A 24,369-nucleotide genomic window follows, 5' to 3' on the forward strand; every position below is an offset into this window, starting at 1 on the left:
TTTTGTCTATCAACGGTGATTTCTCCAGAAGTTCGCCTGTTTTAGCATGCATTACGCTGTGTATATTCGCCCAGGTATTGGCTTTTAGCGCTGTTTATACGCGCATTTTTTCACATCGAACCATCCCGGGTCGCCGCAATCTACCATGCATATATATTTCTTTTGGATATTGTCAGCGATACGCGCGTATGAGTGTAACAACTTAGGCTTTCAAGGATCAGTGCTTGATTTAGGCTCATAAATTCAACAATTTATATAAACCTCTTAGAATGAAGAGTAAATAAAACCATCTTTTTTATCTCAGACGCGCAGTCGTTGCTGAAAAACCAAAATAAATCATTAGAATAAAGAATTTACCATAAGTTGTGGGCGACATGGCGACAATACGACGAGACATAGGTGCTGGGCACCACTTTATTTTCGACGACACTTTAGTCAGTCACCCCAATGCGGAGATGTTTACCCCCGACTTTTGGCAGCTTCAAGACAAAATAACAGGTCAAGCCAAGGGACGTGGTACAACCATTTTCATTGAGCATGAGGGTCAGCGCTGGGTTTTACGCCATTTCAAACGTGGTGGCTTGGTGGGCAAAGTGCTGAGCGACCAATATCTGTTTATTGGTGTTGAGCGTTCTCGCCCGTTTGAAGAGTTCAGGCTGCTCGAATATATGCGAGCACAAGGTCTTCTTGTGCCTGTTCCTGTTGCGGCGCGTATACACCGCCGAGGCCTGATTTACCGCGGCGATTTAATTACTTTAAGTATTCCAAATAGCAAAGATTTACACCACGCACTGTGCGATAAACCACTGGATAAAGGTGAGTGGTATGAGGTTGGCCGAGCGCTGGCAGCTATGCACAATTGTCAGGTGTACCATCATGATGCCAACGTTCGAAACATCATGATTGATAGCGATAAGCAAATATGGCTTATTGATTTCGATCGCTGCGAGCAGCGTCAAGGTAACAGCTGGAAACAAGGTAATTTAGACCGTCTGCTGCGTTCTTTACATAAAGAGAAAGCGAAGAACCCTGTCTTTCACTGGCAAGAGAGCGACTGGTCAGCGTGTATGAATGGTTACCGCGAGGCAGTGAAGTAATAAAAGCACATGTGGTAAGCGGATTGGTATAAGCTAATAATGTGTTACATTAGCCACGTTGAACACATAAACCCTCTACAACGAAAAGATTCGACTTTATGCACACTAGAGCACTTTACCCTGGTACTTTCGACCCGATCACTAACGGTCATGCCGACCTTATTGAACGCGCATCTCAGTTATTTTCTCATGTGATTGTAGCGATTGCTTCTAACCCAAGTAAAAAGCCACTGTTTACGTTAGAAGAGCGCGTAGAAATGATAAAAAAAGTCACTGCTGACTTACCAAATGTTGAAGTAGTGGGGTTTACTGGTTTATTGGCTGATTTTGCTGACGAACAAAATGCCACAATTCTCATTCGTGGTTTACGCGCAGTTTCTGATTTCGAATACGAGTTTCAACTCGCAAATATGAATCGCCGTTTAAACCCCAAGCTAGAAAGTGTCTTTCTTACTCCAGCTGAGGAGAATTCATTTATCTCGTCCACCCTAGTAAAAGAAGTCGCTCTTCACCGGGGTGCAGTGAGTGGCTTTTGCCACCCAGTAGTTGAGAAAGCTTTAAAAGACCGGCTGAGCAAGAAAGATTAAGCACCAATAGTAAGTGTATTAGCGTTGGCAGTGAGTACAGAAAAAGGTATTTCGCTGCCCAATAACCTTACTTTCGATGGCTTTTCCACACACTTCACAAGGCTCGCCTTTTCTCCCATACACATTCAAGTGCTGTGCAAAATACCCAGGCTTACCGTCGGTTTGCGCAAAGTCTTTTAATGTTGTGCCGCCTTGTTCAATGGCTTTGGCCAATACTTGCTTAATGGTTGCAGTTAGCGACTGATAGCGAGCAGCGCTAATGTTTCCTGCGGCTCTTCGCGGGTCTATACCAGCTAAAAACAGTGCTTCGTTCGCGTAGATGTTTCCTACACCTACCACAATGGCGTTATCCATAATGAAGTTTTTAACGGGGCCTTTTCTATTGCGCGATAGTTTAAATAAGCGCTTATCGTCAAAGTCGTCTGTAAGCGGCTCTGGGCCCAAGTTATCAAGCATGGCTATTTGCATATCAGGGGCCTGAAATAACACTGCACCAAAGCGCCTTGGGTCGTTAAAACGCAAGCACTTACCGGTGTTTAAAACAATGTCTACGTGGTCATGCTTAATAATTGGTGTCGACGCATCGATAACGCGTAATTTACCCGACATGCCTAAATGCAAAATTAACGTGCCTTTGGCTGTTTCAATAAGTAGATATTTAGCGCGGCGTTTTACAGCAATAACGCTCTGCCCTTCAACGTTCGCTACCTCTTGTGGAATGGGCCAGCGCATTCTTCGCTCACGCACCACCACCTGCGTAATGGTATTGCCAATAAGGTGTGGAGAAACGCCCAAACGGCTTACTTCAACTTCTGGTAGTTCAGGCATTTACAGTATCCAAGGTAAAAGATTATCAAGTTCGGTGTTGGTTAATGTGTACCAATTATTTTCAAATTTGATCACAACAGGTGATGTATTCGGATAGATGGCGTAAACATTGCCGTTATTATTGCCTGCGAGCCATACTACGACGATGTAAGGCTGTACGTTGGTAATCGCTTCGGGTACGTCAGTGGCCGGCTCAAGCCTTGCCCGTTGCCAATGGGAAAACTGAACATCCGGCTTGATGGCGAGGACTGTATTTTGACCTGACTGGCGCCACTGCTGCCCAACTCGCTCTAAGCTATGGCCATCGTGCTCTATTTTTAACACATAAGCGTCTTCAGGTAACAGGCTGCGAGATTGAACAACGTCCTTCTTAGGTACAAGACTGTCTAAGTTGAACAATGCAATCATGATAAGCATGGCAATAATGACCACGTTATTCATTGCTCGCTGAGAAATTCTAGCCACCTGACTTTCCGTTAAATATGAGTCCTGAAATTAGGAATATAGTAATACCTAGCCAATATATAAGCTAATTCAATTCAAAGAAAACCTAGGACCTGCTGGAAAAAAGTAAGTGGGAGAAAGCAGTGATCGCAAGACAAAGATAAGGGATCGTGGTTCGTCGAATATGGGATCCGGTGGGATCGTGACGTGATGAAGTAGAAATATTTTCTTCAAAAAGCAAAAAACCCAGCAAGGGCTGGGTTTTCGTGGAGACAAAAGCAAGCTAATTACTTGATTTTGGCCTCTTTGAACATAACGTGCTTACGCACAACGGGATCATACTTTTTGATCTCCATTTTGCCAGGCATGTTACGCTTGTTTTTATCAGTAGTGTAGAAGAAACCTGTACCTGCTGAAGAAACTAGTTTAATTTTATCACGCATTGTCGGCTTCCTTAGATTTTCTCACCACGGGTACGGATGTCAGTTAGTACTGAATCAATACCTTTCTTGTCGATGATACGCATGCCTTTTGCAGACAAACGTAGTTTTACAAAACGGTTTTCGCTCTCAACCCAAAAACGGTGTGTTTGAAGGTTTGGCAAAAAGCGACGACGAGTCGCATTTCTTGCGTGTGAACGGTTATTACCAACCGTTGGACGCTTACCTGTTACTTGGCATACTCTTGACATTGTATTTGTCTCCAGAACAACGATAACTGTCGCGTCAGTTAATCCCAAGCGCTCAAACAGTGGTTGGGTCAAATGACGTATTACTATAAATTAGAGGGCGCATTTTATACAGCAAAGGCAGGATCATTTCAATAAGAAAGTACAAAAAGGTTACTTTTTGGCTTTTTTTTGCTCGAAAAACTACCAGCTCTCATTTTTCACGGCCCGTATTGTACTTTTCCCTAAGCGGTTAGGCTATGAATAAATACGCAATCTACGCTTTAATTTTATATTCGCATTGCAGCATCTAAGATATCCGCACGAGAATAAACGCCACGCGAACGCGGCGTATTTCTATTTAATCAAAAAATGGTGACCTTATTTCAGTCATGTCAATCAAACGAGTGGGTCGACGCAGCATTTGACCGCCATCACGAGAAATTGGCACCCATGGGAATAATCCGCGACCTTTGGTAGGTTCTAACAAGAACAGATCTGTAGGTATGGAAATATAGAAGCCTTTGGTAAAGCTTCCCTCGCCGTATTCTTCTGACGATACATCAGTGAATGCCGCATATGCACCAACAATGATACCGCTATCGAAACGCTTCGCATAATCGATATTCACGCCTTTATCTTTGGCTAAGAATTGTCCAGCACTTACGGTAATTTGCGTGTCGTCTAAGAATTCTGGCTGCCAATAGACACTAGCGTGTCCAGTGACCGCTGTGTAGTCTTCCAAACCTGTTTGACTGTAAGGATCGCGCTGTTTTACGTAAGCGATATCAAGTCCGTAAGCTAGATTACTATCAACGGGACGATACAGTATTTCACCGCCTACACCAGCAAACATGGTTTCTAGATAACCCGCGTACGCTTGAGCATAGAGGTCTTCTGCAATGGTGTCTTTGTAATGTAAGAATGTTGTATCTAGCCATACATCGTTTGCTGACACATATTCACGAACTCGAGTACGCACGCGAGGTAGCGACACTTCTTCGTTATCTACCAAGTAGTTAAACTTGTCGAAGTTATCTAGAAGCGTAACCCTGACACTGCTCATGATTGCAAAGTTTTCGTTAAAAGCATAACCGCCGTTTAGCAATAATCCGGTTTGATACAGATAGAAATCTTCTGGGTTACCGAATGATTGGGTAAAGAAGAAATCTGCGCTGTAGTAGAAGCCAGATGTATTGGCAGGATCATAGGCGTCGAGCACTTCTTTTGAGGGTGATGTTCTGACGTAGGTTTCAGTGATATCTGCGTCAACAGATTCGTAACGCGCTGCAGCAATAAAGGCCTCGGCATCCACCTGCGTGTCTACTAAAGGAAGACCTGCGCGATTGTCTACGACATGATAGGTTTTTACGGAATCTGGAAGCTCTGAGGCCGCCACGCGACCAATTCGCTCAATGGCTTCATCCTGGTCACGATAGGCAACCTGTGTACCGTAAAACGTAGCGCTGTCCTCTTTAATTTCAGCATCAGACAGTACAAAGCCCCCCGACCGGTAAAGGTCATTGTAAAGACGGGATTTATCAACATCTTTCACGTCTTGTGGCACCTTTCTACCCATCAGGTTCTTAGGTGGTTCATCGAACTTTATTTGCGAAGCCGTATTCATATTAAAGCGATACGTAACGCCGAAGCCAACAGTATTACCTCGTTGATAGTTCAACGTGAAATCGAAGTCTTTATAACGATACACTGCACCAACATTCCAGCGAGAATCTTGCTCTAGCTGTCCAGCTCTGTCACGAGAATAGTCATTCCCTTCGAACTCAAGCTTTAGCGTTAGCGGCTCCCATGGTGTTTGGTATTCCACACCACCGAAAAATGCGGTTGTTCCTTTAAAAAACTGGTCGTAGTCTACCTTACCACCGCGGCCAGAGAAGCCCCCTGGGCGTTCACAGAAGCTGTCTTTAAGCTCGCAAAACGGGTTGCTGATGTCATCGGCTGTACCAAGATATCCCCAGCCTAAGCCAAGGTGAAAGTCGAATGGACCGATAGACTTACTGGCGTTGACGTATTCACTTTCAAAAAAGCCTGTTCCACCAAAGTCTCTGAAGCCGACACTGATATCTGGCAGATAGTAGCTTTCTTTCCATAATCTGAATTTAACGTCTAAGCCTTTATCTTTCAGCGTTTGATCACCACTGAATGATTCAACTTGACTGTAAAGTCTTGTGCGCACGTCAGTATAACGGGCAGTTGCTTCCATCCAATCATAAAGCTGAATGTTAACAGACCAGAAGCGATATTCGCCGTTGTCGGTATAGTTAATGGCCATTCCACCTTCGTCTCGCATACGAGCCGTTGGTGTTTGAATAAGACCATTTCCGCCCTGCACCATCTGCGAAGGAGTAACGCGAACTTGAGTATCAGCAAAAGCGGTAGAAGAAAGCGCGCTGCCAATTACAAGCGCGAGTGTTTTTTTCTTAGAAAGTAGTGGCGCACTCATTGAGGTAAAACCCTATGTACTGCTAAAGCGGCTACGCGCTCATTTAGTTGCTTAAGTTTATTGCTAAAGAGTTCTGATGAGATAGGAACATAGACTTGGCTGCCCGGCATCAGCTGCCCAAAATCTAAATTCCAATAAGCAATACCCTTTTCTTCAATATTTCCCATTGGATCAATTACGTAGACATGACTTCTGTCGGCATCAACCGCTTTTTTCACCGTGTGAACAGCCGTATAAACCGACGTATCGCTTTGATGCTTGTACGCACCAGGCTTTACTACAGCGCCAGAGAAATGCACAACGTCAGGTCTTCCATTTAGTCGAATCCAGTATTTGCCTGGCTGAAACATAGGGTTGTCTTCAAAAAACAACCTTGCTCGATTGTAGGAAATTGGCATGTCTATGCGTGTAGACACCGTCCATGAGCTTACCTGATCATAGAGATTTTGAAGGGCTTTATGTGTTTCAGAATCGGCATCAAATTGATTGAGCAGCCCGCTAATTTGAGATAGCGCTATCTCTTTCTCTTCTTCAGCTTTAGGGTTAGCTAAATCAAAAGCTGAAGCTGAAGGCCAGTACCAATCACCATTATCAGCAACAATGGACAGTATGCTTGATAGTCGTATTGGCCTGTCGAACTGATAGGTTTGCTTGTTTATCATGACACTAACAAGGTTATCATTTGCATATAACTTGGTAGCTGCAGTAAGGCCTAGGGCAATAAAAAGCGTATAGATATACTTCATTATTGCGTTGCTCCTTGTGACTTCATCTCACGTACTACTCGGCTTAAATAAACCATATCGTAAACGTCTCCTTCAGGGCTGAACTGCTGCTTTGAGGCCAGAAGTTCCTTCGAGTATTTGTGCAAGAAATACGTGTTTTCCCACGACAACCCTACGTCGATAAATGGCGTGTATTCAGAAAATTCTACGGTTTCGATAACCTTAATTACCGGAACAGAAAAACCTAAATATTCGCGGGTTTCTTCCCCTTCTATTCGCCAAGATGAGTCAACCGGCACACCGTAACCGATGGAAGCAATATCAACTTTGCGTTTCCAATTGAATGGCAGAACATTGTTGGTGGCAAGCGGGTTGTGCTGAAGATTTCCCGTGTAGTATAGGTCGTGATCCAAACCTTCAGTTTTAACGATAATGCCATGGTGCATGGTGAAGATGACTTTATCACCAGATACCCACCGGTACTTTTCACCATCGATATACGCAAGGGCAAGCGAGGCTGCATCTCTTCCGCCCGCTTTAATTTGCATAAGATCAGCTTTACTAGCAACAATCTCTTCAACGGTATAACTAACTGTTCTATCTTTTAGCGCGAGCTTCAGCGTGTTGTAATACGCTAGTGACGTGGTGGAACATCCGGAAAGAAAAAGGCAAACAACACCCGAAAGGGCAAATAAAGTGTGTAGTTTCATTAAAATGCGCCGACAAAAACTAAAAACAAATGAACTTTGCTATAAAAATAAAAAAAGCCGCTAAAAAAAGCGGCTTTTTCGAATACTCTTAAATTTACTGTACGGTCGGTGCGTAAGTAAATGTAACAGGTACGGTGATGGTTTTTGTTACAGAACCAGAGGTAGTTACAGTAACAGTTTCGGTTGTACCTACGCACACACCATCAACGATTTGGTCGTCACCTTCACAAGTAGGTTCACCCGGAGTAGTGCCGCCATTTCCTGGTGCATCAGCAGAGTTGTTGTTTACAACACCCGCAACGATACCCGCAACAACAACACCAGACGCGATCATACCGCCGCTTACGCCGCCGATGCCAGTAGTACCACTACCACCTTCACCGTCTTGTGCGTTAACGCCTGCAACCATAGTTGCAGCTGCAAATAATGCAATGATTGACTTCTTCATAACAGTCCTTTAATAAAATAACCCACTAAATCCTATGCTAAATCATTTTCAACCATTTGACTAGATTATAATCGACAAATGACTTAGATTTCTTATCTTAACAAGCCTCGCTGTGCGAATGAAACAGTTTCTTTATCACCAACCACAAAATGATCTAAAACTGGCACATCGATCGACGCCATTGCGCTTTTGATCTCTGTGGTTAATCGTATGTCCGCATGACTAGGCTCAGCAACGCCTGAAGGATGATTATGAACCAAAATGATCGCGGCTGCATTATCGATCATTACTTGTTTGATCAATTCTCTTGGATAGACCGCTGCACTGTTGATCGTCCCGTTAAACATAGTGCGAAAAGCAATAAGCTGATGCTGGCTATCAAGCATTAGAAGCGCAAATTTCTCCCGCTCACAATCTCTTAGTTTCGCTTGTAGATAACGCTTGGTGTCGTCTACATTATTAAAAACGTCCTGACGCTTCAGTTTTATTTCTAAATTGCGTTTAAATATTTCAAAGCCCGCCTGAAACTGCGCATACTTGCACGGTCCAACTCCCGTTATTTTGGCAAACCGTTCTTTCGTTGCCGTTACCACACCCCGTAAGCAGCCTAGCTCGTTGAGAAGTTCATGTGCCACAGACACAGCGCTTTTTCCTTTCACACCTTTTCCCAGCAAGACAGCGATGAGTTCAGCATCACTTAAGTTTTCAGCCCCATGCTGCAATAATTTTTCTCTTGGCCTTTCATTCTTTGGCCATACTTTTATCGACATTCATCTAGCCCGACTATTCTATAAAAGGTTGTTTATAGATGAATGGTGACAAAGAAACGACTGTATAAAAGGCGGGTTTATCATTGATTTTTGACACCGGTAGGCACTGCTTACATGCCACAGTCGAAACAAGACCTACTTTCGTTCAGCTATCCGATTTTTTGTCACCATGGTAGGCTAACGCTAATTTCGAGATTTTGTGTTCTTCTATGTTTATTGCTAATAAAAATATTTTGCTAGGTGTTACTGGCGGGATTGCCGCTTATAAAGCACCTGATCTTGTGCGCAAGCTTACTGCGTTAGGCGCAAACGTGCGTGTGGTTCTAACAGACTCTGCCGCAGAGTTCGTTAGTTCATTATCACTTCAGGCTGTGTCAGGAAATCCAGTGCATCGCCAGCTGCTTGATCCTGCTGCTGAAGCCGCAATGGGGCATATTGAATTGGCAAAGTGGGCTGATATCCTACTTGTTGCCCCCGCAACCGCAAACACCATTGCTAAGCTTGCTCACGGTATGGCAGATGACTTGCTGACTACACTGTACCTTGCAACAACAGCGAAACTCTTTATTGCTCCTGCCATGAATCAACAAATGTGGAAAGCGGTAGCAACAAAGCGCAACATCGATATTTTAAAAGAGCACGGCGTAACCTTTATTGGCCCGGCAAGTGGTGAACAAGCCTGTGGCGATGTGGGTTCAGGTCGAATGGTTGAGCCTGTTGATATTGCCAATGTAATAAATGACGCAGAGAGAAACGCTTCATCCCTTTCTTCGTCGCTAAAGGCGTTATCGGGAAAGAATATTACGATAACAGCGGGACCAACCAGAGAACCTTTGGACCCTGTGCGATATATTTCAAATCACAGCTCTGGAAAGATGGGGTTTGCCATCGCTCAGGCAGCAGCACTCGCGGGGGCAAATGTAACCTTAGTGGCAGGTCCTGTGTCGCTTGAAACGCCCGAATGCTGTGACCGTATTAATGTCACTACCGCAGAGGAAATGCTTAATACTTGTCAAACGCTTAAAGCCTCCACAGATATATTTATTAGTACGGCTGCTGTAGCAGATTACAAGGCCGTGAGCGTTGCCGACAATAAAATTAAGAAAACCGGTGATGAGTTAACACTTACTTTTGTTAAAAACCCTGATATTCTAGCAACCATATCCACCAGCCAAGACAGACCATTTTGTGTGGGCTTTGCGGCCGAAAGCCAAAATGTAGAAGATTATGCGCGCTCGAAGCTAGCCAAAAAGAAGCTAGACATGATTGCGGCTAACGATATTACTGCCGAGGGTCTGGGATTTAACAGTGATAAAAATGCACTACACGTAATATGGCAAGATGGTGATAAACGATTAGCTGCAACCAGTAAAAACGAGTTAGCGGGTCAATTACTTGCACTTATTGCAGAGCGCTACGCTTTAAACAATAAAAACTAACAGATGCTTATTAAGTGTCGATAATAAAAACGATAAATATAAACGCTTTGGTGTAAGCCAACTTAACATGGAGCCCGAGTTGCTATAACTCGGTAGCGGAGGAAATACTTTCGTCATGCCTGCTGTCAAAAAAACAAATCGCAGAGCTCAAATTCTGCAAGCACTTGCTGGAATGTTAGAAACCAGCCCAGGTCAACGTATCACTACTGCTAAATTAGCGGAAAAAGTGGGAGTGTCTGAAGCGGCACTTTACCGTCACTTTCCAAGTAAAGCGCGAATGTTTGAAGGGCTTATCGAGTTTATTGAAGAAACACTTTTCACGCGCATCAATAAGATTGTGAATGAAGAGAAAGACTCGCTTACGCGTTGTCAGCTTATTCTTCATCTTATTTTGGGCTTTGCTGAGAAGAACCCGGGTATTACTCGAATATTAAATGGTGATGCGTTAATGGGTGAACAAGACCGGTTGCGCGCGCGCATAGCAAAGCTTTTCGAGCGTTTAGAAACGCAGCTTAAACAAGTGCTAAGAGAGCGCAAGCTACGCGAAGGTAAAACCCTTTCTGCAGATGAAGCTATTATCGCCAACATGATGATTTGCTACACCGATGGCCGTATTAATGGCTTTATCCGTAGTGGATTTACGCGTAAGCCAACTGAGCAGTTCAATGAACAATGGGCTGCTTTCAAGCAAATGTTTGTTTAGAACCCAATTAAGTTACGACTAAGGCGCTTTCAAGCGCCTTTTTTCTTGCTTGTTCCCATCCTATATTGCATTGACACCTTTCAAAATTAATGTGAAAAGTGTGATGAAATCAAATAGCTGCCGAGCTCAGCCCTCAGCGTTCCAACATGCACATAATTCATTATTTCAGTCACTGTCCGTAAGCTACAGGCACAAAAAAAGCAGCATAAAAATGCTGCTTTTTAATGTTTAATAAATATGGACTTACTTGCTAAACGTGTTTCCAAAGAAATCGCCGTCGTTCCACTTAGGCTTGTTCTTTTGGTTTGCTAGTGTCCAACCAATTTGCGCGTTAACCTTGGTGAAAGTCTCTGCTGCATTCCAGTTGAATGGCTGGTTAATGTCGTCGCTAGGCTTATGGTAGTGCGTAGATAAGAACTGACCAAACACCTTGCTGCCATCTACGTTAGGATCTTTAGACTTCAGACCCGGCACCATAAACACTGAAGGCACACCTTGCTTTACAAACGCATAGTGATCTGAGCGAGTGAATAACGCTTGCTCAGGCCATGGGTCAGGGCTTAGTTCAATGTTGGCATTCGCCGCCGCTTTTTCCACTGATTCTTGCAAATCACTGTGGTTCGCGCCAAACGCAATAACGTCTGCAAACTCGTAAGTCAAAATTGGCATATCTAGATTTACGTTCGCCACCATTGAAGTAACCGGTACAGTTGGATTACGAGCAAAATAGTCTGCACCTAGCAGGCCCTTCTCTTCACCCGTTACCGATACGAACAGAATTGAGCGCTTTGGCTTTTCTTCCATTTCGCTAAACAGGCGTGCAGTTTCTAACATCACTGACGTACCAGACGCATTGTCCATGGCGCCATTGTTAATATTGTCTTTCTTCACGGTCTTGGCAAAACCGATATGGTCAGAGTGAGCAGAGAAAACCACGTACTCGTTTTTAAGCTCTGGGTCAGAACCTTCAAGTACACCCACAACATTTGGGCTAGTGATGGTGTCGTGTACGCTCGTCTTACTGATATCAACCACGCCGTTTAACGCAAAGCCTTGCGGTACTTTGTCGGCTTCAAGCTGTGCATAAACGTCATCAAGGCTCTTTTCTGCGCCTTCAAATAACTTACGTGCAGCGCCTTCACTCATGTAAGCGCCACCTTTAAGCTGAGAAAAGCTGTTTGCAGGCTGACCACTGTCGTCTAACCATGCCATACGCGGCGTATGGATGTAGTTCAAACGGCTTTGATAAGGGCGTACCTTTTCATTTTTAGGCGTTGTGATAGTGATCATGCCAATAGCGCCATTGTCTACCGCATACTTTTGCTTTTGATAGCCAGACGCAAAGTGAGCGCCCTCTTCTGATGGAAAGTCGCTTGGCTTACCAGCAAGCGCTACAACAACCTTACCTTTCACATCTAAGTCTTTGTAATCGTTGTGAGATAGCTCGTCTGCCACAATGCCGTAGCCCACAAAGACCATTTCACCTTTTACATTAGCCTCGGTGCTAAGCAAGCTCGGGCTAGCTAGATATTCTTTCGGGTAGTCAAAATCGACGGTTTCGCCGTTTTGCGTGAAAGTAAACTTGGGAGACTCTTGAACCAGATTCGCTTTGCGAAACGCTACGTTTTGCATGTAGCCGTCTGTACCCGCTGGCTTCAAACCATATTTAGCAAATTCGGTCGCAATATATAGCGCCGCAATTTCATGGCCACGAGAGCCCGTGTCACGACCTTCAAGCAAATCATCTGCTAGGAAAAACAGGTGCGATTTGATTCGCTGTGTATCAGGGTTAAAAGCATTGTCTGTCGATGCGTGGTTATGGGCAGTAGCAGCAAAGGTCATTGCTGTCATTGCACTACCTATAAGGAGTTTTTTTATCATTCTAATTTCACCATATAACTAAGTGTGCATCATGGTAACGCAGTTGATAGGCGGAATACCATTAAACTACTAACGTTTACCATGTGTTTCCTACCGTTGCTCGCATTTTATGAGCAAGGTAAAATTGTTAGCCACATACCGGCTCAGCTTCCGGGTGTTTTTATATTTTTTAGTGAAGAGCAGCATCTATGTCAAAAGACGACATTCTTTACCGCGTTCAGTTCATCAGCAACGGTGAGCGCTATGAGTTATACGTAAAAAGCCTTATGCAGGGCGCTTTGTTTGGCTTTATCGAGATAGGTGACTTTGTGTGGGATACTCACACAAGTGTTGTTGTAGACCCTAGTCATGAAAGGTTGAAAACCGAATTTTCTGAAGTAACAAAAACTTATGTACCGATGCACAACATTTTGCGCATTGACGCCGTAAATAAAAAAGGTTCAGCCAAAATTACTAAATTAGAAAATAAATCTGATAAAGTAACTGCTTTCCCTAGTCCAATATATACACCAACGAAAGAGTAACCGCCGGGTCATTCCGGTGAAGGTTGCCGGAGACCCTTATGTATCGCTATGTTTTAGCAGCATTATTATTTATTTGCAGCGTTAGCTCATCTGCAAAGGACCTTAACGATGAAAGCTTGTATCAACTACTTGATGACATTTGGCAATACGAGCTTTCGGTTTCCCCGCTTCTAGCTTCTCGCGAAGGCGATACTTCACTCGCTCACGTATTACCAGACAACTCTCCCAAAGCCCTGAAAGCACAAAATGAACAATGGCGTACTTTTCAAAAGGCCTTAAGTCAGTATAAAAAAGAAGACATCTCTACTGATGCTTATATTGCCTTGCTGATGCAACAATATCGTTTAGCTAACTATGTGGACGAATATACGTATCGCGCGCATTTAGTGCCTATCAATTCAGAATATGGCTTTCACGGTGCAATGGCCTCGCTTCCTAATTTATCCACCTTTAAGCGCGTAGAAGATTATCAGGCCTACATTAGCCGCCTAAATGCGCTTAAGCCTTATTTTGACCAACAAATTGCGTATATGAAACAGGCGCTAAAAGAAGGCTACACGCAACCTAAAGTCGTGCTGAAAGGGTTTGAGAACTCGGTGGCGTCATACATTGTTGAAAATGCAGTGGACAGTGGCTTTTATTCTCCATTTACCCGTTTCCCAGAGTACTTTACTGCCGAGCAAAAATCAGCGCTAACGGAGCAAGGCAAGGCAGCCATAAACAGCAGCGTATTGCCTGCATATCAAATGTTCTACGACTTCATGGTAGACGAATACATTCCCAACGCCCGTGAAGATATTGCCGCGAATAACTGGCCTGATGGCGTGGCGTATTACGCCAATAGAGCCAAGCATTACACCACCACGGATATGACGCCTCAGGAAATCCATGATTTAGGTTTGTCTGAAGTAAAACGCATTCGCGCGCAAATGCAGCAAATTGTGGATGAGCTTGGCTTTGATGGCGACATTAACGAATTCATTACGTTTTTACGCGAAGACCCGCAATTCTATGCCACCAGCGCTGAAGATTTGCTGAAAGAGGCGTCGTTTATTGCAAAGAAAATGGACGCAAAACTTCCTTCGCTCTTTGAGTATCTGCCAAGAACACCCTACGGTGTAGCGCCTGTACCAGACGCTATCGCGCCCAAATATACAACGGGCCGTTACATTCATCCTAGCCGCGATGACCAGCCAGGATATTACTGGGTAAACACGTATGCCCTTGATAAGCGCCCTTTGTATGCATTGCCTGCACTGACCTTGCACGAAGCAGTGCCTGGCCACCACCTTCAAATATCGTTGGCAGCAGAGCTTGAAGACTTACCGATGGTACGTCGTAACACCTATATTTCAGCGTTTGGTGAAGGCTGGGGTCTGTACTCTGAGTTTTTGGGTATTGAAGCAGGTATTTACGAAACGCCGTACGACAACTTCGGTCGCTTAAGCTACGAAATGTGGCGTGCGTGTCGTTTGGTTGTGGATACCGGTATGCACACGATGGGCTGGAGCCGTCAACAAGCGGTTGATTATATGATGGAAAACACCGCGCTTTCAGAACACAACGTAAATACTGAAATAGACCGCTATATCTCTTGGCCAGCGCAAGCCTTGTCTTACAAGATTGGTGAAATCAAAATTAAAGGCCTTCGCAAGAAAGCAGAGAAAGCATTAGGCGAGCGTTTTGATGTGCGTAAATTCCACCGCGCCGTGTTAGAAAACGGCTCAGTTCCACTGTTTATCTTGGAGCAAAACATCAACACGTTTATAGAAGAACAAAAGGCACAATAAACATGATCGTTGCATTTGGTGTTGTTGGATTACTTATCCTGTTTTTAATTTACTTTGTGCTGCGAGCGCAGAATTTACAGAAAGAGCTGGCGCTATTGCGTCACTCGAATAAACAGACCAACAACAAGGTTACGTATGCTTACCGCAACCTTGTTCTTGTTACAGATGCGCTGGAGAAAAATCTTACTGCGCGTATTGAAAGTGCCTATAAAAGCCGCCTTATCGACCAAACTCAATACAATGCGCTGCACCCGCTTATGCGCAACTTTTCGACTATCGTCATGGCCTGTTGTGAGAAAGGGATGTCATTTGAGGAATCACTGAACAAGGTGCTGCTTAATGAAGAAGTGACGCTTGAGGAAATTCGTGAGGTGGTGAAAGCACTCCCTAGCAACGTACGTATGGTGTGGTCAAAAAATACGGCCGACGGCTTCATTGCTTTTTGCCAAACCGTTACAGCAACAGTAAGTGGCACGACTACAAAGGCTCAAAAAGAACCATCTGAAGAGTAACATTTTACTCTATGTCCCTCGTTAGCGCTTATACAGCGCTAACTGTATGGCAGGGTCGTCTGCTTTGCTATGTAGTAAGGTCAGCGACCCTAGCCATGTTCCTACACTTTTAAAAGTTTAATCTTTTTACCTTTCCAGACTAATCAGTAAGTTAGCACTTAAAACAACAAGCCAAAAACCTTTTGTCTTGAAAAGGGTTATTGCTGCACTATAATACTGTATAAAAATACAGTTTATTTTGAGTGCCATGAATAAATCGTTATCCGTGCTTAATAACCACCCGCATATTTGGCGGGCCAGAGATCAAAGACAAAGTGAAACCAAGTTTTCACTGGGTTTTCCGCGTCTGGATAAAGCACTTAACGGTGGCGTTGCATCTACAGGTCTTGTCCGTATCTCTTCGTTAACCGGCATGGGTGAACTTTCACTCTTTAAACAGGTTATATGCCAACACCGTACGCATAAGCTGGTGGTATTTATTAACCCTCCCGGGCTACTACAGTCGCCGTGGTTAGAAAACTTGGGGCTTAAAGCGCAACAAGTGCTGGTAGTAAAACCAGGTTCTGAACAAGAGTCGTTGTGGGCAGCAGAGCAATGTTTAAAAAGTACGGCTTGCCATTGCGTAGTGCTGTGGAGTAATGCTGTAAATCAAAAAGAAGCACGACGCCTACAGGTAGCAGCAACGCATAATGATGCGCTGTGCTTACTGTATACTCCACCGCAACAGCAGGCCTCACAGTTAGGTTACCCAAAGGCCAGCTTAAGTGATTCACAAGCCAACCTGTCGAATGAAAGCGACAGTGCATTACCCATCACGTTGGATATTGCGCTAAAAGGCAATCCCCATGCTTTGGCGGTGAACATACGCAAGCAGCGTCATGGGTGGCCCAAAGATAACATTGTTATTTCCCATCGGTGGACACCCGACAATCAGGCTATTAAATGGGCCATGGCACACAACACGCTTTCCGATCAGGCATTACACTCTGTGAGCTAATGATGCTGTGGGCTTATATTTACTGCTACCAACTAACTTTAGACAGCCACATCAAAGCGGCTAGAAGTAAACGTGCACATAGCCAATTGCCGAAACACGAAACTAACAACCAGTATTCATCGTTAGCGTCGAATACCCCCGTTGCGGTGTACTACAGTAAAACAAACAAAATTACGCAGTGTAATGATATTGCGAGAAAAGAAGGTATTGAAATTGGGCATGGGCTAGCTCAAGCGGCGGCGCTATGCCCTTACGTACATATTCTGCCTTTCAGTGAAGAAGCCGAAAAGCATATGCTGACGCAGTTAGCCCATCGGCTTTACCCACTGGCTTCTGACATCGTATTAGACAACCACATTCACTCGAATAGTGTCAGCGGTCTGGCAGTAAGGCTAGATAACCTAACTCATTACTATGGCGGCCATACGCCACTGTGGAAAACCTTAACTCAAGCTCTGGCTGAAGCAGATATTCGTTATCATTTTGCTAGCGCATGGACAATTGAGGCCGCAAAAGTATTAGCGCTTCATAAATTTAATACCTACTTACATACATCCGATGACATAAAAAAAGCGCTAAGTGCGTGCCCGCTTTCTATTACGGCTCTATCTCCCAAAGTCATTGACTCTTTGGCAAGGGTGGGCGTTTCCTGCGTACAACAGTTGCTTGCCATGCCGGTACAAGAACTGGGTCGGCGCTTTGACAATAACACTATTATGTATCTTACTGCGTTAAGGGGAGAAACCTTTCCACGCGTTACGTTATTTAGGCCTTTGGAGCACTTCGATAACTTTATCCTATTGCCTTTTGATATTGAAAACACACAGCATCTAACCCCTTTTGTCACCCAGCAGTTTGAGCATTTGTCTCACTATTTACGGGCAAGAAACTTATATACATCCAGCATCAGTGTACATATTCATTTCAGAGAAGCACCTGTAATGGATATTAATATACGTTCGGCACTGCCTCAGTCTTCAGTACAAAGTTGGCTGCCCTTGTTTAGTCTTAAAACTGAGAATCTAGAGCTACCTGAACCAGCCACAGCCATTGCGCTTACCTGTCAGCAATTTGAAGAAATGGATACGCAGAATGGCGACTTTTTTAGCGACAGATTTAACGATATTGCACAAAAGCAATTAATTGGGCGCTTAAACGCGAAGCTAGGCGATAACAGTACGTTTCAACCTCGCGCTGCCGACAGCCATCAGTTTGAATATATGACGGTGACGGAGTCGAGCGTCGGTAACTGCACCCGTAATTATGCTTATAGCAGTGACATTACGCCCACCTTCACTTTTGATGTACCTAAACCGCTTATTCAGGCTACCCAAATTTGCTTTGGCCCCGTGCGATTACATAGCGAGTGGTGGCATGACAGCCCAACAAAGCGTGATTATTTCATCGCCCAAACTGAGCAATGCGTAAGGCTTTTAGTGTTTAAAGATGAAGAGAACTGCTGGTGGGTGCAGGGCCTTTTTTGCTAGCGGTATGCGGTTAAAGAAAAAGGTAAAGGCAATATCATGAAATACAGTGAGCTCTTTTGCCAAAGCAATTATAGTTTTCTTTGCGGTGCCTCTTCCCCCGCAGAGCTTGTTACCACGGCTTCTTTCCTTGGTTACGACGCACTTGCCATTACCGATGAATGCTCAGTAGCGGGAGTGGTACGGGCTTTCGACGAAATTAAGCATCAGGGCCTACCAATTACGCTTATTGTGGGTAGTTACTTTGTATTTGATGACACTTTATCTTTTGTGCTGTTGTGCCCGAACAAAGCGGCCTATAGCGAACTATGCCGAATTATTACTAACGCGAGGCGTCGCTCTGAGAAAGGTGAATACCAACTAGCCGAGTGGGACTTGCGTACCATTCGCCATTGCAAATTCATTTGGCTACCAAGTGGCAAAGAAGCTAAAGACAAGCATTGGGCTGAATGGCTGCAAAAACACCCGAGCATTGATGCTTATATTGGCGCTCAGCGCCTATTAGACGGACGAGATCACCACAGGTTTGCGCATTACAATCATCTGCAGTCTGCTTATCCTTTTCCTGTTATTGCCTGTACAGGTGTACTCATGCATCACGCTGACAGACTACCGCTTCAACATGTATTGCATGCTACTAACGTGCATACCAGTGTAGACAAAATAGGTCGGGATGCGTTGAGTAATGCAGAGCGTAGTCTGCGAACCGTACAAAAAATTAAAAAGCTTTACCCTGAGAAATGGATTGCCAATACCAATGCCCTTGCTCACGCTTTCACATTTTCTTTAGAAGAGCTGCGCTACCACTATCCTGCAGAGCTTGTACCTGAAGGGTATACGCCCACTTCGTATTTGCGGGAACGTGTAGAGGCCGGCATAAAAGTGCGCTTTCCTGAAGGTATAACCCCTGATATTCGCCAAACCATAGAAAAAGAACTTACGCTTATTGCCGAGCAAGAGTATGAGTATTTCTTTTTAACCATTTACGACATTGTTCAGTTTGCCAAGCGACAACGTATTTTGTATCAAGGGCGCGGCTCTGCGGCCAACTCGGTAGTGTGCTATTGCTTGGAAATAACCGCAGTAGACCCAAGGCAAATAAGTGTGCTGTTCGAGCGCTTTATTTCCAAAGAGCGTAACGAACCGCCAGATATTGATGTGGATTTTGAGCATCAACGCCGTGAAGAGGTCATCCAATACATTTATCAAAAGTACGGCCGGGAAAGAACCGCTATCGCGGCTACGGTTATTTGCTATCGCTTTAAGTCGGCTTTTAAAGATGTGGGCAAGGCGCTGGGCTTTAGCGAATCACAGCTTGATTTTGTGGTAAAGCAGATTAATCGCCGAGACAGCGTTATTCCGTGGAAATCTCAGCTGGCGGGGCTTGGGCTAAACCCTGAAGAGCCTAGGGTGCAGCAGTTAATTACCCTTACCGAAGCTTTACTGGGCACGCCCCGACATTTGTCGCAACATGTAGGCGGTTTTGTTATTAGCGCAGGGCCGCTCTACGATCTTGTTCCTGTTGAGAACGCCGCGATGGAAGAGCGTACTATTATTCAGTGGGATAAGGACGACATTGAAACCTTAGGCCTTTTAAAAGTGGATGTACTGGCGCTTGGGATGTTGAGCGCTATACGTCGTGCATTCTCTCTTATCAATAAACAATACCCTGTTGAAACCAGTATTCCGTTCATTACTAAGCTCGGAGATGACAAACAGGTTTTCGATATGATTTGTCGGGCCGATACGGTAGGCGTTTTTCAAATAGAATCACGGGCTCAGATGTCTATGCTGCCAAGGCTCAAACCTCGTCGCTATTACGATTTGGTCGTACAAATAGCCATTGTACGGCCAGGTCCGATTCAGGGTGATATGGTCCACCCTTATTTGATACGCCGACACGGCAACGAAACCATTAGCTACCCATCTAAAGATGTGGAGAAAGTTCTGTCTCGAACCATGGGCGTGCCTATCTTCCAAGAGCAAGTGATTCAGCTTGCCATGGTTGCAGCTGGCTTCAGTGGCGGAGAAGCCGATCAACTGCGTCGCGCCATGGCGAGCTGGAAAAAAGACGGTAGAATTTTTGAATTCAGAGACAAGCTCATTAAGGGGATGACGGATAAAGGCTATGACAGTACGTTCGCCCACAACTTATTTGAACAAATAAAAGGCTTTGCAGGTTACGGCTTTCCTGAATCGCACTCAGCATCTTTTGCAGTATTAGCTTATGTATCTTGCTGGTTGAAGTTTTACTTTCCCGTTGAGTTTTACGTAGCGCTATTAAATAGCTGGCCCATGGGGTTTTATTCTCCGTCTCAGTTAGTTCAAGACGCTAAGCGTCATCACATACGGGTAGAAGCGCCCTGTGTTAACCAGTCTGACGTTGAGCATTCTTTGGTGGTACAAGGCCAAGAAAAATACATTCAGCTTGGTCTTAAGCTTATTAAAGGCTTAAGTGAAGCATCGTCTCAGCTTATCGTGGAAAACCGTTCAGACAAAAGCTACACCAATGTTGAACAATTACAGCAGCTATCGCTTAAAAGTCACGAACTAGAGGCACTGGCCAGCGCCGATGCCCTTCGCACGATTTCAGGCAATCGATATGAAACTCGCTGGCGAATTATGGATACTCAAACGCGTTTACCACTGTTTGATACTGACGATTTTTATGCAGATAAAAATGCCACACCACTGGGTGCTGCACCGACCGAGGCAGAAAACTTACTTGAAGACTATGCCTCAACCGGCTTATCGGTAAATAACCACCCTATTTCTTTACTCAAGAAGCGGCATAAGCTTAAAGACATAAGCTGGTCTAATTCACTTAAAGACAAGACAAATAAATCAGTTGTAAAAGTGCTTGGCGCAGTAACAGGTCGACAGGCCCCGGGTACAGCCGCAGGCGTTACCTTTCTAACTTTAGAAGATGATATAGGCAATATGAACGTTGTGGTGTGGCAAGCTACCGCTCGTGCTCAGCAACAAACATTCTTAAAAGCTAAACTGTTACAGGTAAATGGTATTATTGAACGCTCCAAAGAGGGAGTTATTCATATCATCGCAGGTAAGCTTATTGATCGGACGCCGTGGCTCGAAAAGCTGTCATTAAGTTCAAGAGATTTTCACTGAGTATTTTACACCCGCAAAACGATAAATTATGGTGTATAGCTATGCGATTTATTTTTGTATTAAAAAACTTCCTCTCAAGGAAATGCTTCAAAGATAATTTATTTGTATATTGTAAATTGCTGTAGTCATTTTGGAGTTTAGAATGATGCGATGTATTGGGCTTTTCATTGGCTGTTTGTTTAGCCTTAATATTTATGCAGATAAATATGTGATTGGCGCACAAAACTTAGCTTATTTCCCCCATTACGATTTTGCATCATCAACAGATAAAGGGGTTGCCTGGTCAATTTTAGAAGCTTTTTCTGAAGCTTCGGGACACGAGTTTGTGTATTTAAGCTTGCCTATAAGACGGCTTCAACTCGAGTTAGTTAAAGGTAATGTTGACTTTGTATACCCTGATAATAGAGGCTGGTATAACAGCATTACCACTTCAAATGACAAGTACTTTTCCCTCCCATTAACCAGCGCAGTAACGGGGACAATTGTAAAACGACAGAACGCTGGGAAAGGCATCGAAAAGATTAAAAACCTCGCCATGCCGTTAGGCTTCACACCGGTAAATTGGCAAGAAAGAATAGACACTCAACGTACCCAAATAACTTGGGTTACGGATATTCAACAAGGCTTGGCGCTTTTGTACCAAGAACGTGTAGACGGGTTAGATTTAGAGTATTTCGTTAGCCAGCGATCTGCTCCTCTATCATATGAGCAAGACGCATTTACTTTAGATTTGACGCTTCCACATAATGAAATTCCTTTTTCCCTATCTACGCTTTATCATCAAGACATTATTAGTGAACTTAATAAGTTCATATCCTCAAATCCAGAATTAATTGATAGTATAAAAACAAAATACGGAATAACCCCTTTCGAGCAGTTGTCTCAGAAGCTTTTGATAGAACAAGGATTGAAAATTGAAGAGGTTTGGAAATAGTATTCGTCGCTTTGTGCAAATGGTTGTACTACCAGTTGCATGCACACTTTCAAGCCCTTTTGTTTCAGCCGACACCTATATCGTAGGCGCTCAAAATATTGAATATTATCCGTATTACAACTTTTCATCGGATCATGAAAAGGGGTTGGGTTGGGCTATTCTTGAAGCATTCTCAAAGCAAAGCGGACATCGCTTTGTATACTTGAGCATGCCAGTTAAACGCCTTCAAATAGAATTGAAAAAAGGCAATGTAGACTTTGTCTTTCCTGATAACGCCAGATGGTATGATCAAATAACCCATAGCCTTAACAAAGTATATTCTGAACCTCTGGCAGAAACATTCGCCGTGACTTTGGTTAAAACAGATAACCTTGGTAAAGGAATTACTCATATAAAAAAACTTGCCACGCCAGACGGATTTTCCCCTGTAAAGTGGGAACAGCAAATTAAGAACGGTACCGTTAAGGTAACAGGCGTAAACAGTATTTATGATGGGCTTAATCTTCTACAGAGCGATAAAGTAGATGCTTTAGATGTGGAATATAATGCCGCTAAAAACGTTGCTCGTCGCTTTCCGCAAATGGGACCATTTGCCGCTGATTTAACCCTGCCACACAACGTTGTCTCATTTTCGCTATCAACCTTAAAACACCCCGAGATCATTGCCGAGCTCAATACATTCATACTTTCAGAATCTGAAAGCATAAATAAAATTAAAGCGAAGTATGGTATTGAAGATACAAAGCAACTGATCGAGCGTCTGATGGAAGAGCAACATGTAAGTGCAGATACACGCTGGACACCTTTGTAAAAACTTCAACAGTGTCAGTAAATTACACTACTCGCGTGAAATAGTTCGGCATTTAGTTTTTATTATCTCTTTGAAATTACAATAATTTTTAATTGGAAAAAATTTTGCTTGTTGATTATCAGATCAAGGAGCAATTATGAAACAGGCATCACTACTTCTATTTTCTTTTTTCATTATTTTCACTGCAAGTAGCGTACAAGCGAAACAAACTGTGAGTGTAGATTATATGCACGGCTTTGACGATATCGATGGTATGCGCTTCGCGTACAGGCCACTTGAACAAACGCTTACTACTGATTGGTTTGGCGACCTAAAGCTATACTGGGAAGTGAGTGCCGTAGTGTGGGAGTATGGTGAAAACGATACGCATAGTACAAGCTACGGCGCGTCATTAACTCCTGTATTTATGAAACAGGTTTCAACGCTGTATGACAAATATCCCGTATATATAGAAGCGGGGATAGGAGCGAGTTACATAGGTAATCAGAAAGTCGCTGGTAAAGATATTGGATCTAACTATCAGTTCGAAGACAGATTAGGTGTGTTTGTAGAGATCGATAAGAAACAACATGTCGCACTGCGCTATATGCACTTTTCAAACGGCGGCTTCAACAATGACAACCCCGGATTAGACTTCCTGAACCTATCCTACGCCTACCACTTTTAAAGAAATGGGGTCAGAGTACATTTCTGCACTGCAAACAACGACGCTAGGCTGTGTTGTTACGCTGTTAAGATCATTCATTCAAAAAAGTACACTGACCCCATTATTCTATATTCAAGCTGACTTGTCCCTCGGCCTCTTTATGATAAGGGAGTAAAGGCTTTCTGCCCATAATTGGGGGTCAGAGTACATTTTCATTTCTCGAGCATTTCGTTAAGGGCTGTTTTGATTTCGAGGAGTATTAGAAGTATTAATGTACTCTGACCCCTTTTTGATGTTTTGAAGGGGGGAAGATTGGGGATTAATGTACTCTGACCCCATTTTTTGTTTCTTCCAGACGCAAAAAACCCGCCGTTAGGCGGGTTCTTCTTATTGGGACCTGGCAGTGTCCTACTCTCACATGGGGAAACCCCACACTACCATCGGCGCTAATACGTTTCACTTCTAAGTTCGGAATGGAATTAGGTGGTACCGTATCGCTATGGCTGCCAGGAAAAACTGGTTTGCAGTAGCAATTACTGCGTAAAGCTGAGAACTCTCAACCTTACTAAATTCTGTGAGCTCGCATACATAAAATGCTATAGCTTCTATATAAAGCAAAAAACCCGCCGTTAGGCGGGTTTCTTTAATTGGGACCTGGCAGTGTCCTACTCTCACATGGGGAAACCCCACACTACCATCGGCGCTAATACGTTTCACTTCTGAGTTCGGAATGGAGTCAGGTGGTACCGTATCGCTATGGCTGCCAGGAAAAACTGGTA

23 protein-coding genes and 2 rRNA genes are annotated in these 24,369 nt (G+C 44.0%); 13 read left to right on the forward strand and 12 right to left on the reverse strand.

All coding sequences use genetic code 11. The annotated features are described in order from the left end of the window. Positions 1-365: 365 nt before the first annotated feature. On the forward strand, positions 366-1,097 hold the full coding sequence (locus tag BZA03_RS13665; RefSeq protein WP_110289058.1) for a 3-deoxy-D-manno-octulosonic acid kinase: 732 nt from the start codon (positions 366-368) through the stop codon (positions 1,095-1,097). A 98-nt stretch (positions 1,098-1,195) separates the two neighbouring features. Continuing rightward, positions 1,196-1,684: a pantetheine-phosphate adenylyltransferase gene (gene coaD, locus BZA03_RS13670; RefSeq protein WP_014947760.1), complete on the forward strand. Its 489-nt coding sequence runs from the start codon at positions 1,196-1,198 to the stop codon at positions 1,682-1,684. Positions 1,685-1,702: 18 nt separating this feature from the next. Here the strand turns inward: coaD and mutM are convergent, their stop codons facing one another. From mutM to radC, 9 genes are all read right to left on the reverse strand, one after another. Next, positions 1,703-2,512, reverse strand: a complete 810-nt coding sequence (gene mutM / locus BZA03_RS13675) for a bifunctional DNA-formamidopyrimidine glycosylase/DNA-(apurinic or apyrimidinic site) lyase (RefSeq protein ID WP_014947759.1) — start codon at positions 2,510-2,512, stop codon at positions 1,703-1,705. After that, positions 2,513-2,977 (reverse strand): hypothetical protein, encoded by a 465-nt coding sequence (locus BZA03_RS13680; RefSeq protein ID WP_039226967.1) that lies wholly within the window; start codon positions 2,975-2,977, stop codon positions 2,513-2,515. A 266-nt stretch (positions 2,978-3,243) separates the two neighbouring features. Continuing rightward, complete coding sequence (gene rpmG / locus BZA03_RS13685) at positions 3,244-3,399, reverse strand: 50S ribosomal protein L33 (RefSeq protein ID WP_012516577.1); 156 nt, start codon at positions 3,397-3,399, stop codon at positions 3,244-3,246. A gap of 11 nt (positions 3,400-3,410) precedes the next feature. Further along, entirely contained in the window at positions 3,411-3,647 is a 237-nt protein-coding gene (gene rpmB, locus BZA03_RS13690; RefSeq protein WP_014947757.1) for a 50S ribosomal protein L28, read from the reverse strand. Positions 3,648-3,984: 337 nt separating this feature from the next. Next, positions 3,985-6,087, reverse strand: coding sequence for a YjbH domain-containing protein (locus BZA03_RS13695; protein WP_110289059.1), 2,103 nt, complete (start codon positions 6,085-6,087; stop codon positions 3,985-3,987). After that, on the reverse strand, positions 6,084-6,833 hold the full coding sequence (locus BZA03_RS13700; RefSeq protein ID WP_075177674.1) for a capsule biosynthesis GfcC family protein: 750 nt from the start codon (positions 6,831-6,833) through the stop codon (positions 6,084-6,086). The genes BZA03_RS13695 and BZA03_RS13700 overlap by 4 nt, the downstream gene beginning before the upstream one ends. Next, a complete protein-coding gene (locus tag BZA03_RS13705) occupies positions 6,833-7,522 on the reverse strand; it encodes a YjbF family lipoprotein (RefSeq protein WP_110289060.1) in 690 nt (229 codons plus the stop codon). Before BZA03_RS13705 ends, BZA03_RS13700 begins: the two co-directional genes overlap by 1 nt. Before the next feature lie 94 nt (positions 7,523-7,616). Then, positions 7,617-7,970: a hypothetical protein gene (locus BZA03_RS13710; protein WP_110289061.1), complete on the reverse strand. Its 354-nt coding sequence runs from the start codon at positions 7,968-7,970 to the stop codon at positions 7,617-7,619. A 92-nt stretch (positions 7,971-8,062) separates the two neighbouring features. Beyond that, positions 8,063-8,740 carry a DNA repair protein RadC gene (gene radC, locus BZA03_RS13715; RefSeq protein WP_110289062.1) on the reverse strand — a complete coding sequence of 226 codons (678 nt, stop codon included), beginning with the start codon at positions 8,738-8,740 and terminating at the stop codon, positions 8,063-8,065. Positions 8,741-8,949: 209 nt separating this feature from the next. Between radC and coaBC the strand changes: the two genes are divergently transcribed. After that, complete coding sequence (gene coaBC, locus BZA03_RS13720; protein ID WP_110289063.1) at positions 8,950-10,179, forward strand: bifunctional phosphopantothenoylcysteine decarboxylase/phosphopantothenate--cysteine ligase CoaBC; 1,230 nt, start codon at positions 8,950-8,952, stop codon at positions 10,177-10,179. Positions 10,180-10,294: 115 nt separating this feature from the next. Next, complete coding sequence (slmA, locus tag BZA03_RS13725) at positions 10,295-10,882, forward strand: nucleoid occlusion factor SlmA (protein WP_012516568.1); 588 nt, start codon at positions 10,295-10,297, stop codon at positions 10,880-10,882. Between the two features lie 243 nt (positions 10,883-11,125). On the opposite strand, the gene BZA03_RS13730 is transcribed toward slmA, so the two are convergent. After that, entirely contained in the window at positions 11,126-12,763 is a 1,638-nt protein-coding gene (locus tag BZA03_RS13730) for a M28 family metallopeptidase (protein WP_014947750.1), read from the reverse strand. A gap of 188 nt (positions 12,764-12,951) precedes the next feature. Here BZA03_RS13730 and BZA03_RS13735 point away from each other — a divergent pair, with 188 nt between their 5' ends. The 9 genes from BZA03_RS13735 to BZA03_RS13775 all read left to right on the forward strand — a co-directional run bounded on the left by BZA03_RS13735 (position 12,952) and on the right by BZA03_RS13775 (position 23,611). After that, positions 12,952-13,287: a DUF1820 family protein gene (locus BZA03_RS13735; RefSeq protein ID WP_061438894.1), complete on the forward strand. Its 336-nt coding sequence runs from the start codon at positions 12,952-12,954 to the stop codon at positions 13,285-13,287. A 38-nt stretch (positions 13,288-13,325) separates the two neighbouring features. After that, on the forward strand, positions 13,326-15,077 hold the full coding sequence (locus tag BZA03_RS13740; RefSeq protein WP_039236670.1) for a DUF885 family protein: 1,752 nt from the start codon (positions 13,326-13,328) through the stop codon (positions 15,075-15,077). A 2-nt stretch (positions 15,078-15,079) separates the two neighbouring features. After that, positions 15,080-15,589, forward strand: coding sequence for a hypothetical protein (locus BZA03_RS13745; protein WP_110289064.1), 510 nt, complete (start codon positions 15,080-15,082; stop codon positions 15,587-15,589). 247 nt (positions 15,590-15,836) lie between these two features. Then, on the forward strand, positions 15,837-16,586 hold the full coding sequence (locus BZA03_RS13750; RefSeq protein ID WP_110289071.1) for a recombinase RecA: 750 nt from the start codon (positions 15,837-15,839) through the stop codon (positions 16,584-16,586). Further along, positions 16,586-18,073, forward strand: a complete 1,488-nt coding sequence (locus BZA03_RS13755) for a DNA polymerase Y family protein (RefSeq protein WP_110289065.1) — start codon at positions 16,586-16,588, stop codon at positions 18,071-18,073. Before BZA03_RS13750 ends, BZA03_RS13755 begins: the two co-directional genes overlap by 1 nt. Positions 18,074-18,109: 36 nt before the next feature. Continuing rightward, positions 18,110-21,199, forward strand: a complete 3,090-nt coding sequence (locus tag BZA03_RS13760; protein ID WP_110289066.1) for an error-prone DNA polymerase — start codon at positions 18,110-18,112, stop codon at positions 21,197-21,199. Between the two features lie 142 nt (positions 21,200-21,341). After that, on the forward strand, positions 21,342-22,133 hold the full coding sequence (locus BZA03_RS13765; RefSeq protein WP_069943475.1) for a hypothetical protein: 792 nt from the start codon (positions 21,342-21,344) through the stop codon (positions 22,131-22,133). Then, on the forward strand, positions 22,114-22,944 hold the full coding sequence (locus BZA03_RS13770) for an ABC transporter substrate-binding protein (protein ID WP_110289067.1): 831 nt from the start codon (positions 22,114-22,116) through the stop codon (positions 22,942-22,944). Before BZA03_RS13765 ends, BZA03_RS13770 begins: the two co-directional genes overlap by 20 nt. A 136-nt stretch (positions 22,945-23,080) precedes the next feature. Next, positions 23,081-23,611 (forward strand): acyloxyacyl hydrolase, encoded by a 531-nt coding sequence (locus BZA03_RS13775; protein WP_014975262.1) that lies wholly within the window; start codon positions 23,081-23,083, stop codon positions 23,609-23,611. 374 nt (positions 23,612-23,985) lie between these two features. On the opposite strand, the gene rrf (BZA03_RS13780) is transcribed toward BZA03_RS13775, so the two are convergent. Next, a 5S ribosomal RNA gene (rrf, locus tag BZA03_RS13780) occupies positions 23,986-24,101 on the reverse strand. Between the two features lie 141 nt (positions 24,102-24,242). Then, positions 24,243-24,358, reverse strand: a 5S ribosomal RNA gene (gene rrf / locus BZA03_RS13785). Positions 24,359-24,369: the final 11 nt, after the last annotated feature.

This window comes from Alteromonas sp. I10 (assembly GCF_003201515.1).
Lineage (GTDB): Bacteria > Pseudomonadota > Gammaproteobacteria > Enterobacterales > Alteromonadaceae > Alteromonas > Alteromonas macleodii.

Coding starts and splice junctions, on each gene's coding strand:
- coaD (WP_014947760.1), top strand. CDS start 1,196: ATGCACACTAGAGCACTTTACCCTGGTACTTTCGACCCGATCACTAAC.
- mutM (WP_014947759.1), bottom strand. CDS start 2,512: ATGCCTGAACTACCAGAAGTTGAAGTAAGCCGTTTGGGCGTTTCTCCA.
- rpmG (WP_012516577.1), bottom strand. CDS start 3,399: ATGCGTGATAAAATTAAACTAGTTTCTTCAGCAGGTACAGGTTTCTTC.
- rpmB (WP_014947757.1), bottom strand. CDS start 3,647: ATGTCAAGAGTATGCCAAGTAACAGGTAAGCGTCCAACGGTTGGTAAT.
- BZA03_RS13695 (WP_110289059.1), bottom strand. CDS start 6,087: ATGAGTGCGCCACTACTTTCTAAGAAAAAAACACTCGCGCTTGTAATT.
- BZA03_RS13700 (WP_075177674.1), bottom strand. CDS start 6,833: ATGAAGTATATCTATACGCTTTTTATTGCCCTAGGCCTTACTGCAGCT.
- BZA03_RS13705 (WP_110289060.1), bottom strand. CDS start 7,522: ATGAAACTACACACTTTATTTGCCCTTTCGGGTGTTGTTTGCCTTTTT.
- BZA03_RS13710 (WP_110289061.1), bottom strand. CDS start 7,970: ATGAAGAAGTCAATCATTGCATTATTTGCAGCTGCAACTATGGTTGCA.
- radC (WP_110289062.1), bottom strand. CDS start 8,740: ATGTCGATAAAAGTATGGCCAAAGAATGAAAGGCCAAGAGAAAAATTA.
- coaBC (WP_110289063.1), top strand. CDS start 8,950: ATGTTTATTGCTAATAAAAATATTTTGCTAGGTGTTACTGGCGGGATT.
- slmA (WP_012516568.1), top strand. CDS start 10,295: ATGCCTGCTGTCAAAAAAACAAATCGCAGAGCTCAAATTCTGCAAGCA.
- BZA03_RS13730 (WP_014947750.1), bottom strand. CDS start 12,763: ATGATAAAAAAACTCCTTATAGGTAGTGCAATGACAGCAATGACCTTT.
- BZA03_RS13735 (WP_061438894.1), top strand. CDS start 12,952: ATGTCAAAAGACGACATTCTTTACCGCGTTCAGTTCATCAGCAACGGT.
- BZA03_RS13740 (WP_039236670.1), top strand. CDS start 13,326: ATGTATCGCTATGTTTTAGCAGCATTATTATTTATTTGCAGCGTTAGC.
- BZA03_RS13745 (WP_110289064.1), top strand. CDS start 15,080: ATGATCGTTGCATTTGGTGTTGTTGGATTACTTATCCTGTTTTTAATT.
- BZA03_RS13750 (WP_110289071.1), top strand. CDS start 15,837: ATGAATAAATCGTTATCCGTGCTTAATAACCACCCGCATATTTGGCGG.
- BZA03_RS13755 (WP_110289065.1), top strand. CDS start 16,586: ATGATGCTGTGGGCTTATATTTACTGCTACCAACTAACTTTAGACAGC.
- BZA03_RS13760 (WP_110289066.1), top strand. CDS start 18,110: ATGAAATACAGTGAGCTCTTTTGCCAAAGCAATTATAGTTTTCTTTGC.
- BZA03_RS13765 (WP_069943475.1), top strand. CDS start 21,342: ATGATGCGATGTATTGGGCTTTTCATTGGCTGTTTGTTTAGCCTTAAT.
- BZA03_RS13775 (WP_014975262.1), top strand. CDS start 23,081: ATGAAACAGGCATCACTACTTCTATTTTCTTTTTTCATTATTTTCACT.